Consider the following 13,407-nt stretch of genomic DNA (forward strand, 5'->3'; position numbering starts at 1 on the left):
CCCTATTTTACGTTAACTGTGTTCTTAATCTTTTTTCATCCCAACCTTAATAAGGAAAATCCATGGCTCAATATAAAACGCCAGACGTCTATGTAAAAGAAAGGTCTCTGCTTTCGCCCTCCGTGGCCGAAGTGCCGACCGCCATACCGGCCTTTATCGGTTACACCCAGCTTGTTGAAGACAATAAGGGTGGGGAAATTGTTCAAAAGCCCTATCGTATCACCAATATGATGGAGTTTATGGCGATTTTTGGTGGCCCGTATAGTGAGGCGATTTCGGTGGCTTATAAAACAGCGACCAGTGAATTTGTGATCCCAACGGAGCATACCACAGGTACAGGCACGGATAAGAAAATCGTCAATCCGGCCCTGGCAAACTTCTTTTTGTATCAGGCTGTAGGCCACTTTTTTGCTAACGGTGGTGGCACTTGTTATGTGATCAGTATTGGCGGCTATGAAACAACCGATAGCAGTGGCACTCAGATTACGGGTAAAAGTAAAGCCGATTTTATGTTGGCGATAACAGCATTAAAGAAAGTCGATGAAGTCACACTGATTTCTTGCCCTGAAAGTATTTGTCTCGATGCGCAGGCCCATTATGATGTCCAAAATGCGTCGTTGCAGCATTGTGAAAGTATGCAAGACCGATTTGCCCTGATTGACTTGCAGCAAGTGGGTAATGAGGGCAATGATGATATCCGCGCCGATGCGGCGTTAATGCGAGATAAAGTCACCCAAGGGCTTAAATATGGTGCGGCGTATTATCCGCAGCTGAAAACCTCTGTGGCGCGCAGTTATGATGAAGATACCGTCATGGTCAACATGGAACATAACTATTATAAGTTGCATGCCACTATTACCGGCTTTATTGCTTATTATGATTCTGGGGCAGCGCAAGCTGGTGAAGCTGCGGTTGCTAATGCCGCTGACGGTGCTACAGAAGAACAACTTAAAGATATCTATGATGCTGCATATTATGAGGCCATCACAACTGAGGTCGTTGATCAGTTTGGCTATAGCAGTGATGATGAGAAATTTTATAGTGCGTATTTTATTAAACTGAATGTAAACGTGGAAGGTGGAACAACCCCGGTAGAGAAAATAGTCAACTTTGCTGGTAAAGAGGTATATGGGCTAGAGGCGCTTTATACAGATAAAGAAGGGGAGCCCGGGAACGAAATTGATCATGACAACGTTTATGGTCTTTATCGTGATAAAAATGATGTTAATAATTACCTTAATGCATCGGGTCAAATTATTGTCAATACACTCGATGCTAAGGGGGAGCTGGCTGATTCCGTCGGAAATGGTGAACGTATTGCCGCAACGGTGAACCTAACCATACCGTTATCAACACTCAATACGGCAGGCCATGCTCTGTCATCTACAGCCGCTTATAACCAAGTAAAATCTCTGCTCAGTAAACATTACCTGCAACTGCCACCCAGTGCCGCCATCGCCGGTGTCATGGCGAAAACCGATGCCCAGTTTGGTGTATGGAAAGCCCCTGCCAATGTTGCGCTGGCACAGGTCGTAGAACCGACCATCAATATCGACAACGGCGAACAGGAAGACTTAAACGTTGATATTAATGCTGGCAAGTCGATTAATGCTATTCGCAGTTTTGTGGGCAAAGGCACCCTGGTTTGGGGAGCGCGCACCTTAGATGGCAACAGTAATGAATGGCGTTATGTGCCCGTACGCCGCCTGTTTAATATGGTGGAAGAGTCGGTCAAAAAAGCCAGCTATTTTGCCGTGTTTGAACCCAATACGCCTTTTACTTGGTTAAAAATTAAAACCACCATCGAAGGCTATCTGGAAACACTGTACAAACAGGGGGCATTTTTTGGCGCCAGCCCGGATCAGGCCTTTTTTGTTAATGTTGGCCTAGGGCAAACCATGACAGAAGGCGATATTAATAACGGTATTATGAATATTGAAATCGGCTTGGCGGCAGTGCGCCCGGCGGAATTTATTGTGCTGACCTTCTCCCATAAAAGTATCGAAGGCTAACCGCGGTTAGTTTGACATAAATCTTAATTATAGCCGTCCCAGAAAAAATCTCTGTGGCACCTTTCCTGCGCTGAGCTCTGTTAACTTAACTGAATTTAATTAACGATTTGGCGTATCTATCAAAATAATTGGAGTTTATTTTATGGCAACTACAGTCGCCGAAATTGAAACGGATTACCCTATCCCCGTATACCGGTTTTTAGTCAGCTTTCCCTATAAAGGAAAGGATGAAAAAGAAGAGTTTACCACGCGCTTTTCAGAAGTATCAGGTCTGGATATTGGTGTTGAAACCATTACCTATAAAGATGGTCTGGGTAAAAAGCATATGCCGGGACAATCAACCGATATCAATATTACCATGAAACGTGGCTTGGTACGAAAAGGCAGCGGCTTTTATGAGTGGCTGACATCCATCAGTTTAAATAAAGTTGAAAAGAAAGACATTACCGTATCCTTAATTGCTGACGATGATCCCAAGTCTGCTCCACTGATCACCTGGACCGTGACTAATGCTTTTCCTAAAAAGCTCACTGCTCCTAGCTTTAATGGTGGTTCCAATGAAGCCAGTGTTGAATCATTAGAGTTAATGGCTGACAACATCACTATTGCATTCACGGGATAGTTTGTGTGAGCACCTTAGTGCTTGTTTAGTTTTCGTATAAATACAGCGCCTCGGTAATGGGGCGCTTATCAATCATGTTTCATTATCAGAGAATCCTATGTTGATAGATCGTGGTTTACCCCTTGTCGGGTACCGGTTTGCGGTGGTGATTATAACCACGGGCATTCCGAATCCAGTTGATATTGAGTTTAAAGAAGTCAGTGGTCTGAAAATGAGCCGGGGGGTAACCCGCAATGCCAGTATGACCAGTCTGGAAAATCAATTGCCAACACAAAGCTTGGTACTAAAACGTGGGGTATTCACCGCGCCCAGTCCTTTGTTATTAAGTAATGTTGCCGAGTCCTTGTTTTGGGGCACCCGGATGTTACGCAAAGACATTATGATCAGCGTATTGGACGATGATAATTTCCCGGTGAATACCTGGGTCGTGAGTAATGCTTATCTGGAGTCCTGGGACTGGGACGGCCTTAATGCCGGCAGTAATGATTTGCTGATTGAGTCGATGAGTTTTAAATATTCAGGTATTAAGTATATACCGCTTAAGTTCACTAAAACCTAATGATTTTTGCTAAAAATAAAAGGAAATACCGTTATGGCCGGCACCCCAGAAAACAATCAAAAGGCCCTGATAAATAATGCAACACTTACCGTCGGGGTCAATCAAGATAAGAATAAAAAAGTAAAAGATGACAAGGAGAATGCCGAGTTTACCGCATTAAAAAAACAGTTCAGTGACTTATCCCGTAAATTTGATGCTTTTGCCTGTTGTCAGCAACCTTTTGATCAGGCGTTAAGCCATTATCTAGCAACAAGCTTTGAAGACTTTGAGCTTAAAAAGAGGCCCTAAAGCATGTCTATTTTCAGTGATCCTACGCGGGCTTTTGTTCCGGTAATCAAAATCACCGCATATAAAGATAAAGCACAAACAAAAAAAAAGGGCAGTGTCACTCTGCCATATGATCACGAATCTCTGGATGTTAGTTTCGAAAATTGTATTATCGCCGATAACTCTATCGGTGGTGACAGTGGCGCCAGTGTGTTTAGTAAAACTAAACCTTCAGAGCTAAAGGTCACTTTTGTCCTTGACGATACCACGTTTTCAAACCCTGTGGCTTACCTGATGCCTAATAATATTATTCCCTATAGTGTTGATAGCAAAATAAAAAACTTCAAAGCTTTGTGTCATACCCAAAACCCTGAAACCAATGAGCCGCATTTTGTCGCGATAAAGTCGATGAATATGCCGTTATTGGACTCCCCCAGTGGTGTTTTTTTGGGGTTACTGACCCAAATGAAGATAAAGAATGAATTAGTGGATGCCTTGGGGAACCGGGTTAAAGCCAGAGTTGAATGCGTATTTAAGCATTCAACCGTGCCGGAGAAGAAAAAGCCAGGTGTGTTGGCTAAAGCACTCAAGGTTGCGACTGTGGTGGGAGGAGGTTCTTTGGTGGGGATGGCTGCTGCAACTTACGGCAGTGCGGCATTAACCGCGGGATTAGCGGCGGCTAATGGTTTGAACAGCCTTCGTAAAAAAATCCCGGGTGATGCCATTAAATTACCCGCTTCTGATAAAGTAAAAGAAATCGCCGAAAAAGGTAAGTCAGCTGCGGAAACAGCAGCCGAAACAGTAAGTGATACTGCCACCGATATCAGCGATGAAGCGCCCTCTGTGGTTAAAGAAAAAATTGATGAAGGCATTGAGAAGGGCTTTTAACATGAATTATTACGCTATTTACCTTCAAAGTGGTGATGTAACTGAGAAGGTTAAAACTATCTCGTTGAATTGCCATTCAGGCGTTAATCAAATACCTAAGTTAACATTGCGATTACAAGATGGTGATACCAACAAAGGCACATTTGATTTAACGGACGAGGGGCTGTTTACATTGGGAGAAACTATTGAAATTACAGCCGGGTTTGATGATAAGTCACTAATTTTTAGTGGAATTATAAGTGAACAAACACTTGGTATTGATGGTCATACTTTTTTAGACATTATTGCTTATGGGGATGTTATCAAGTTAACCGAAGGTCCGTTAACTCAGTTGTTTGCCGATAAAAAGCCGACAAAAGATTCGGCCATTATCCAAGCCTTGTTTGAGGGGAGAGATGTGGAAATGACGAAAGTCGATATCGCTAAGGTAGAGACAGATATTGAACATCCTCATTACTTTGTTTATCAGCAAACCCCCTGGCGTGCGATGATGGCCCGAGTGCTGGCGAATGGCTGGTTATTTGTTCCGGCACAAGAGAGCAATAAAATTGTTGATACCACTAAGTATACAGAAGGAAAACCTCATGCCATTTCGGTAAAAGGCAGCGGGTTGGAAAGTTTTAAATTACACCAAGATATTCGTTCTCAATTTGATTCGGTTAAAGCGTCATCCTGGAATACTAAAACCCAAAAGATGGGCGAGAAAGAAAAAAAATCGTCAGCCATCACCATAGGTGAACTTAAATCATCGGCCGAAAATCTGGCGCTTAACTTACTCTTATATCAGCATGGGGTACCACTCCCAGATACCGAACTCGAAGCCCAAGCCAGTGCCCAAGTCGTTTATCGAAAACTGGACCGTTTTCGTGGTCGGCTTGGCTTTTATGCAGGAAAAGACACTGTAAGTAAAGATATTAAGTTATTGGATAAACTGGATTTATCAGAATTTGGTAAGCACTATTCAGGACAATATTTAGTGACGGCTATTGAACATGTTATTAGTCCGCAGGGCTGGCGTATTTATATAACCGTGGGACTGCATTTGAATCATAGCTTGTTTTCTGATTGGCTGACGCCGCCCCCTGTGCCTAATTTAATTGGTAAAGTGGCCGCTAAAGATAAACAAAAAGACGCTACCTATGAGCAGCATATCTCTGTGTTACTGCCAAGCATTGACGAGAAAGCACCGGTATGGGCTAGGCTAGTTTCCCCTTTTGCTAGCAAAAAATCAGGTATATTTTTTCCGCCTAATCCAGATGATGAAGTGATTGTTGGCTTTGTCGGTGGCGATTGTCGCTTTCCCGTTATTTTGGGGGCTACCCATAACCCTATAAATGAGGCCCCATTTCTATTTAATGATGAGAATGTAAAACCAGGCATTTATTTTGGCGACAAGAAAATGTCGTTGGGGTTTGATCTTAAAGAGCCAACCTTGTCGATTGCCGGCGGTGAAAAAGCGGCTATTGTGGTTAAAGATGAAACAGGTCCAGAACTTAAATGTGATGAGTCAAGCTTTACTTTGGGTAATGATATTGCGATTAAGAGTAAAGGAAAAATGATGTTAAATGCTGGTGGTGAAATGAATATTAAAACCAGTGATAAGGTCAATATTAAAGCTAATCTAGTGGAGATTCAGTAATGAATGATAATGAACTTATCGGTACCGGCTGGCTATTTCCACCGCAATTTCGTTCCCCGGCAACGGGTCCTGAAATGGTGACGAACCAGCAACTCATTGAACAGGCGATAACACAGTTATTAAACACCCGAATTGGTGAACGCATGTTTGAGCCTGACTTTGGCAGCGGTTTATATGAGTTTTTATTTCACACTCCGGATGCTGAAGCCTTGGCCGATATAAAAGAAGAAATTGCTAAAGCCATTGCCCAGCATGAAGGGAGAATTACCCTGCAGGAAATAAATTTTGATAGTCGCGACATCTATGACGGCTTGTTAAATATTGAACTGGCTTATCTGATCAATCAAACCAATAGTCCGGCGAATATGGTTTTTCCATTTTACCTCGGTGAAGGTTAGTTTGGCTCAGGCTTATTCATAAAATTCACTTTACCCATAAAAAATCAATTGTTTTTGTGATGGTCCTTACCTCTAAACTGATTCTCTCTAGGCTTACGCTTTTTAGATAAGTATTTTCTATTATAAGTTATCCGGTTATGTTCTGGCATAAACGGTTATTTATGCCATCCTCACTTTAGGATCTTGTTATGACCTATACCAGTAATCAATCTACCGCTCCGACTGAAACAGCTGCAAAGGAGCTGATGCCAGTCACGTTTGAGGCGACGGGGCATGTACAAAGTGCGCGAGGTCTGGCGCAACTGTCGTCCGATTATTTTGCTATGGAAGAGCGAAGCTTTAGTGGCTGGTTAGCGTATATGCGCGGTTTTGCCTCTCAATTAAACTTTATCGATACACAGACACTCAATATAAAGGGTAACTGGTTAGCCGCATTACCAGATGCCGAGCAGGCGTTGGCGTTACAAGGGTTATTAGCCGGTGAACCCGTTACCGATGACATTAAAGCCCTGGCTACGCGGCCCGATATTTCGGTCTTGCTGGCTTTTTTCACTATGATGCAGTACCCCTTTGAGCAATACAAACGTTTTACTCGGCGGCATCAACAACATTACTATCGTGAGGTACTAGGATTTAAAACGCGAGCACCGGTGCCCGATAAAAGCCATGTAGTGCTGATTCTCAGTGATGATGTGCCGGCAATGACCTTGCTAAAAGGCACAAAATTTGATGGCGGGGCAGATCAGGCGGGCAATGCCTTAGTGTATCAAACTAAGAGTAATACCTTACTCACTCATGCCAGTGTGGATAAAGTAATTACTCTTTCTCGGCATAAAACAACGGATGCTTTAGTATTAACCACTTGTGCTGATCTAGGACAAGATATTGAAATGCCTGCTGATGGCGTATTAACCTTTGGTGAAAGCCAGTTGAGTAATGCTGATATTCAGTTGTCACCTGCGCTTGGTTTTACCTTAGCATCACCCGAATTATATTTGTCTGGAGGTCTTCGAACACTGGATCTCAAATTTGACTTTAAAGAAGGGGAAGCCTTTCCCGATTTTGATATTTTGCGGTATTTCGACTTGGCTATTTCTGGCGTGGAAGGTATGTTGCCGCTGACATCAGACACGCCATTTTGTACCGTATTGAGCCCGCAGGACGACTTAACGATTCGGCTTGAAAGGTTATTTCCTGCCATTAGTCATTACCTGGATGAAAGCTTGTCTGTGGAAGCTCAGGCATTGTTGCCCAAAAGCCCTTATTTGTCTTTTATCCTTAAAGCCAGTATGTATGACAAGGAGCTGGATGATACGGATAAACAAGCCTTGGAGCTGCTCAGAAAGGGGGTTTTTAACAATATCCATTTAACCGTGAAGGTGGTCGGTGTTTCTGGCATCGTTGCCAATAATAGCCAGAGAAATTTAGACACGGCCAGCCCGTTTACGCCTTTTGGCAGTGAACCCGGCATTGCCGCTAAGTTTGAATTTACTCATCCTGAGCTCTTGGTTAAACGGGTTGAGCAGGCCAGTTTAACCTTTAGTTGGTTAGATCGGCCGGTAGATTGGCAAAAACATTATCAGGCTTACCTCGATTACCGTCAGCATCAGGCGGATGAAGGGACAACAGTCACTTGGACTGAAAACTTAGTCACTATTTATCATTCTGACCGTTTAGATACCGCTTTTAGCGGGCAAACGATATTTAGCCCGAATGCGCCTGTTAATAACCTGGATCAACATCAGCTGATCTTTATTAGTCAACCGCAGACAAATTTATACTCATATGCCAATTTATCGCTAGAAACACAACAGGCAAACCAGTGGCCAAAATGGTTTAGTTTAGTATTAAGCCAAAATGATTTTGGCCATGGGGAATACTCGCAGGTGGTGCAATATACCTCCTATTTAAATATGGCGTTTTATAGCCAGCCAGCAGATCCAAACTTAGGTGAAACACCGCTTGAGGTGAACCAACCCTATACACCTATGCTGGACTCGCTGCTATTGAATTATCAGAGCCAGATTAATTTTAATCTGGACCAGGTAAGTGAACATAATAAAATTCAGCATATTCATCCACTTGGTCGTCAAGATATTCAAAAAAAAGGAGCCAATGCCTTTGCTCTTTTACCGCAATTGGATGCGTTGGGTTATCTTTATATTGGCCTGTCCGGCGTTGTTACGCCGGGTCAGTTTCGCTTGTATTTTCAACTTGATCCCGTGGATGGCAGTAATATAAAAAATACGCCTAAGGTTGACTGGCATTATTTGACGGACTCGGGTTGGACTTTCTTTGATAACAGTCATCCCGGCAGTGCCAGGATCATCGAAGATTCAACCTATAAACTGCTCGACAGCGGTGTGGTGACCTTTGAATTGCCGGAATTGGCGATAGGCCCGAATTTTATCGGCGATAGCCGCTTTTGGATCCGGTTGTCAATTGGTGAAGATGCTATCTCTGAGGGTGATCATGCTTTGTATTCCAGAATTAATAATATATATGCGCAGGGGGTTGTGGTTGAGTTAGTTGGGCTGGACAATGATCCAAGCCATTTTCTTCAGCCTTTACCGGCAGAGAGTATTAGCGAGCTGGTTGAAGCAGAGCCAAGGGTTGAGCAGGTATTACAACCCTATCCGTCATTTGGAGGCAAAAGTGCTGAGCCTGCGGCTGAATTGGCAATACGGGCCAGCGAACGGTTAAGGCACAAAAACAGGGCGGTAACCGCCTGGGATTACGAGCATTTATTATTGGCACAATTTCCTGAGTTGTTTTTAGTGCGCTGCTTTTTGAATGTTAAAACTGAGCAAACGGCAACAGAACCGTTACTGGCCAAAGTGGCTATTCTTGTGGTGCCGGTGAATTTTAATCTTGATATTTTACAACCTAAGGTGCCGCTCTATTTAAAACGTAAAATACAAGCTTATGTTGAACAGATATCACCTCTGGCAGTAACGACAACTGTGCTTGACCCTGATTATGAAGTGGTGCAGTTAGAGCTGTTTGCACAAATATCCCCAGACTTTGATATTGAAAGCATAGAAGGTCAGCTGAATCAGATCATTATTGATTATATGACGCCCTGGAATGGAATCACGTCAACAAGTCAGGTCTTGACGAAAGAAATCTATCTTACCGAGCTTGCGGCTGTGCTTGAGCGTCATGATGCGGTCGACAGTATTTATGTTATGCGTGCCAGCCAGGCGCTGGCCAATGGTGAGAGCAGGCAATATCGGGGGAAAGGCGAGAATAAAATAGAGCCAAGTGAACCTGCCTCTATTTTGGTTCCTGCACAGAATCACAATATCAGCTTATTCAATAGTGACACGGCACTTTTTGAGGGGGTAGGTAAGTGGCGAATAGACTTGGATTTTAAGGTTACTTAAGCTTTTATTTTAACCATAAAGCGCTTTAAGCGTTTCCTGCCGATTTATTTTCCAGAGAGTAAAAACAGCAGAAACAGCCCCCTAATCAAAACATCCTCTTTTTTCTCAAAGTCTCATTTATTTCGTCTGTTAATTATCGGGTAACTTTGGGCCGTCTGTATTTGGATCAGACTCGCCCAGGTTTTATATGGGGTCACTATGACACAAGAAAATCTCGCGGCACTTTCAGATAGCGCATTGGCTGAAAGTGCTCAAAACAGCGTACTGCTAAAAGAGCAGGCGCTGGCATTAGTTCAAACCGTTTGTGCTGAAAATTGGACAGATCATAATACTGGCGATCCGGGTATTACCTTGCTTGATGTGTTGGCGTTTGTGATTTCCGACTTAAGCTATCGTCTGGATTTTCCCATGCGTGAATTGCTTGCGGTGGATCCTGATGCTGCTGGCGCTAACCAAGAGCCTTTTTTTCTGGCATCACAAATTTTACCGTCAAATGCGGTTACCTTGGCGGATCACCGCCGGGCTGTTATTGATATTCCCGGAGTCAAGAATGCCGATGTTTATCCAATCATTGATGATAAAGGCGCAGGGGAGCATGTGACCGGTTGCGTCAATATTCGGGTGGATCTTGATGATGACTGGAGTGATAAAACAACTGAAGAAAAATGCTGTCTGTTTGCAGATATCCGCCAACGCTTTATAGCCGGGCGTAATGTTAATCAGGATCTCAATGCCATTATTCCAATAGAAAAGCATGCACTGGCCGTTGCGTTTTCATTGGCTTTTGAAAACATTAGCAGTGTTGTGACGGCGATTGCTGATGTTTTACATCGTACTAGAAAAGTCCTGTCTCCGGGTGTTAAGCGTTACAGTAAGGAAACCTTGCGCGGGGCGGGTTATACCGGGGATGATATTTATGACGGCCCCTTGCTCAGTAATGGTTTTATCCGTGAACAGGATGTTGAACGTCTTGATATGCCTGAGGTGATCTATGCCTCTGACGTATTGGAGGCGCTGGATGGTTTACGCGGTTTAAAACGCATCACCTCTTTTTTTTTCTCCCCTTTATCCGGGGATACTCTCAATTATGGCGAGCAGTACCTGAACTGGCGTTTTAAAATACTACCCGAACATGCTCCCCGGCTGGATATTGCGCTCACCTTGGCGAATATGGCAATAGAAATTGATGGTCAGGCGTATCAGCTAACCGAAGCCGATAAACAAAGCATTGAAGATAAACTCGCAGAAATTGCCGGTTTGGAGGGTAAAACGGGGGAATTGAGTCATGTTGTTGATGAATACGTTACTGGCCGTTATCGTGAGTTGAAGCAATATATTTCTTTGCAACATGAATTTCCTGACATGTATAAGTTGGCAGAATCGCGGCTCGACGGGGATATAGACACCGCTGAGTTGGCTAATATTATGCAGTTCAAAGGTTTTTTGACCTTGTTTGATCAGGTCTTGGCGGATCAGTGTGCCCAGGTGGAAAATTTAAGAAAGTTATTGGCTTTGCCGGATCAGGATGTTTTTTCGCGTTTGGCTGAGATCTTCGACAAGATGCTGGCCAGCGAACCTTTGGCACCGATACAAATAGGTCAATTCTGGCAAGATATTCGGCTATTACCTTTGACGCAATTAAGCCAGCCGGTTTTGGATATCAGCGGCAGTGAGCGTTTAATTGGGGATTATTTTAGCACTTATCAGCTGGAAGGTTTTCAGGCTTTTGCTGAACCGGTATTAAGCCAGCTGCAGTTAGACCGACTTAAACGTAGCCTGGAACATTTACTGGCTCGTTTTGCCGAAACCATGCTGGATGCCAATTTACTGAAATACGGCCCAGTTTTTGGCCATTATTTACAGGACTTTGCGCCAATACCACCGGATATCAGCACTGACCAACCTTTGCTGGATAAACTGGTAACGCTTAAACAAGTTATTGAGTTGTCCAAAATCATCAATGACTATCCAATATTAAGCCGAGACCGCTCCGGTGGTTTTAACTATTTGTCTGCGGATATTCAGCAACACCATAGCGCCGGACTTTCTCACCGACTGATGTCTTTTTTGGGGTTTTCTCATCCAGGGCAGATCCCGCTTGCCACCAATAACAGGGAAAGTTTTTATTTGTTGGAAAGTGAGTTACTGCGTTTTGGCGCAGGCCCCGATGACGCTCTGGAACAGGGGATATATTTCATTGCGCCGCAATGGCCAAGCCGCTTGAATAACAAGGAGTTTAAGCAGCTGTGTCAGCAGCAAATCAGTCGGCTATCGCCTGTGCATTTAAGTGCTTATTTTATTCAATTACCCCGTTCGATGATGAGCTTGTTTGAACGCCTTTATTACGCAGGACTTAATGCCTTAACGCAAATCCCCTTGTCTATTGGACACTTTTCAGGTTTGTCCCGTTCGGGATTAGCAGCAAGTTTAGCTGGCATTTTTTACCGGCATTCAGAGGATTACCCTCATATCGATCTTCAGGTGGTTATGGATAATATTCAGCGTTATGAAGCCTCGGAAAGTGTTTTTCTAAAAGACGCTATCACTCCCTGGTTGGCTGCTGCTGATAGAAATAAGTTTGATGATAAAAACCTTGTAGATTATCAAATAACACTGGAAAAAATATTCGCAGAAAACCCCGATATTTATGGTGAATTAGATGCCAAGACCGTTATTGAACAAAGCGCTATCTTTGGGCAACCGGGTGGTCAGCTACTTAATGGCATAAAACCCTGGCTACAACAAAACCACCAAAAAATGCTTGAACGGGAATTGGGTATTATTGCTTTAATTGCTAACTTTGCCCGCTTACTCAGGCACTTTGTCAAACAGCCGGATTCTTTGCAAAGCCGAGTTTTGGACTTGTTTGAACCCGTGCTTAGCCCTGAGCAACTGATTGCTACGGTTGAACCTTGGTTAAAAGAGAGTCATCAAGGTTTGTTGTCAGGTACGACAATGGAAGAAGTTGCTAGCAGTTTAAGTCATCTTTTTAGTCAACACCCTGATGATTACCTGAGTGTTGATAAGCAAGCTGTGCTTGAACATATCCCGAATTATGCTTCGCTTATTAGAAATGATTTAGCCGCAGTATTACACCCTTGGCTGGCTGAAGAAGACAGGGCAAAGTTGCTTAGTCATCAAAATAAGCAGGAAACAACGACTTGTCTTCAGGCAATATTTGCAGCAAACAGCCGCTTTTATGATGGCCTAGATGCGGCCTTGATCGTTAAGAGCAACTATCAATATGCAAAAGCATCCTGGGGGGAGCTTATTGACCTTATCAAGCTCTGGCTGCATGAAGAAGATCATATCAGGCTTGAAGTTTGTGAGCTCAAAGTGAACCTTTCTGAACTTTTAGAAAGTCATTCAGACGCTTATTCGAATGTTTCTGCTGATGATATTCTCAATGAAATTTGCCACCATAAAATTCAACAGCTGGTTAATCCACACCCCATATCCAGAGGGACAATAGGTAGCAACTTTCGAATAAGCTTTGAGCCATTGGATTATTTGCAAATTCCAGCACCCGTGCGTATCGCTACGATTAACCCTGAAACCAATAATCCCTCTGAAACTCAATATATCCCCCAATTAACTGTTGGTGTTACTGAGCCAAATAAAATATAAGGAATTCAC

General features: G+C 43.4%; 9 protein-coding genes. All 9 read left to right on the forward strand.

Going from position 1 to position 13,407, the window contains the following annotated elements:
- The first annotated feature begins 62 nt into the window (after nucleotides 1-62).
- The 9 genes from Q0779_RS17490 to Q0779_RS17530 all read left to right on the forward strand — a co-directional run bounded on the left by Q0779_RS17490 (nucleotide 63) and on the right by Q0779_RS17530 (nucleotide 13,398).
- A complete protein-coding gene (locus Q0779_RS17490) occupies nucleotides 63-2,012 on the forward strand; it encodes a phage tail sheath C-terminal domain-containing protein (protein WP_298774528.1) in 1,950 nt (649 codons plus the stop codon).
- A 142-nt stretch (nucleotides 2,013-2,154) separates the two neighbouring features.
- On the forward strand, nucleotides 2,155-2,634 hold the full coding sequence (locus Q0779_RS17495; protein ID WP_298774530.1) for a phage tail protein: 480 nt from the start codon (nucleotides 2,155-2,157) through the stop codon (nucleotides 2,632-2,634).
- 97 nt (nucleotides 2,635-2,731) lie between these two features.
- Nucleotides 2,732-3,193 (forward strand): phage tail protein, encoded by a 462-nt coding sequence (locus Q0779_RS17500; protein ID WP_298774531.1) that lies wholly within the window; start codon nucleotides 2,732-2,734, stop codon nucleotides 3,191-3,193.
- A gap of 33 nt (nucleotides 3,194-3,226) precedes the next feature.
- Complete coding sequence (locus tag Q0779_RS17505) at nucleotides 3,227-3,481, forward strand: hypothetical protein (RefSeq protein WP_298774533.1); 255 nt, start codon at nucleotides 3,227-3,229, stop codon at nucleotides 3,479-3,481.
- Nucleotides 3,482-3,484: 3 nt separating this feature from the next.
- Complete coding sequence (locus tag Q0779_RS17510; protein WP_298774535.1) at nucleotides 3,485-4,348, forward strand: hypothetical protein; 864 nt, start codon at nucleotides 3,485-3,487, stop codon at nucleotides 4,346-4,348.
- A 1-nt stretch (nucleotide 4,349) separates the two neighbouring features.
- The gene (locus tag Q0779_RS17515) at nucleotides 4,350-5,987 is read left to right on the forward strand and encodes a phage baseplate assembly protein V (RefSeq protein ID WP_298774536.1); all 1,638 of its coding nucleotides are present in this window, start codon (nucleotides 4,350-4,352) and stop codon (nucleotides 5,985-5,987) included.
- Entirely contained in the window at nucleotides 5,987-6,385 is a 399-nt protein-coding gene (locus Q0779_RS17520; protein ID WP_298774538.1) for a GPW/gp25 family protein, read from the forward strand. The genes Q0779_RS17515 and Q0779_RS17520 overlap by 1 nt, the downstream gene beginning before the upstream one ends.
- A gap of 188 nt (nucleotides 6,386-6,573) precedes the next feature.
- Nucleotides 6,574-9,771 (forward strand): hypothetical protein, encoded by a 3,198-nt coding sequence (locus Q0779_RS17525; protein WP_298774540.1) that lies wholly within the window; start codon nucleotides 6,574-6,576, stop codon nucleotides 9,769-9,771.
- A 198-nt stretch (nucleotides 9,772-9,969) separates the two neighbouring features.
- Entirely contained in the window at nucleotides 9,970-13,398 is a 3,429-nt protein-coding gene (locus Q0779_RS17530; protein WP_298774541.1) for a hypothetical protein, read from the forward strand.
- The last annotated feature ends 9 nt before the right edge of the window (nucleotides 13,399-13,407 follow it).

It is taken from the genome of uncultured Shewanella sp., assembly GCF_947491715.1.
Classification (GTDB): Bacteria; Pseudomonadota; Gammaproteobacteria; order Enterobacterales; family Shewanellaceae; genus Shewanella.

What these genes read in the sequence shown, in the direction of transcription:
- Q0779_RS17490 (WP_298774528.1), top strand. Translation starts at nt 63, where the DNA reads ATGGCTCAATATAAAACGCCAGACGTCTATGTAAAAGAAAGGTCTCTG.
- Q0779_RS17495 (WP_298774530.1), top strand. Translation starts at nt 2,155, where the DNA reads ATGGCAACTACAGTCGCCGAAATTGAAACGGATTACCCTATCCCCGTA.
- Q0779_RS17500 (WP_298774531.1), top strand. Translation starts at nt 2,732, where the DNA reads ATGTTGATAGATCGTGGTTTACCCCTTGTCGGGTACCGGTTTGCGGTG.
- Q0779_RS17505 (WP_298774533.1), top strand. Translation starts at nt 3,227, where the DNA reads ATGGCCGGCACCCCAGAAAACAATCAAAAGGCCCTGATAAATAATGCA.
- Q0779_RS17510 (WP_298774535.1), top strand. Translation starts at nt 3,485, where the DNA reads ATGTCTATTTTCAGTGATCCTACGCGGGCTTTTGTTCCGGTAATCAAA.
- Q0779_RS17515 (WP_298774536.1), top strand. Translation starts at nt 4,350, where the DNA reads ATGAATTATTACGCTATTTACCTTCAAAGTGGTGATGTAACTGAGAAG.
- Q0779_RS17520 (WP_298774538.1), top strand. Translation starts at nt 5,987, where the DNA reads ATGAATGATAATGAACTTATCGGTACCGGCTGGCTATTTCCACCGCAA.
- Q0779_RS17525 (WP_298774540.1), top strand. Translation starts at nt 6,574, where the DNA reads ATGACCTATACCAGTAATCAATCTACCGCTCCGACTGAAACAGCTGCA.
- Q0779_RS17530 (WP_298774541.1), top strand. Translation starts at nt 9,970, where the DNA reads ATGACACAAGAAAATCTCGCGGCACTTTCAGATAGCGCATTGGCTGAA.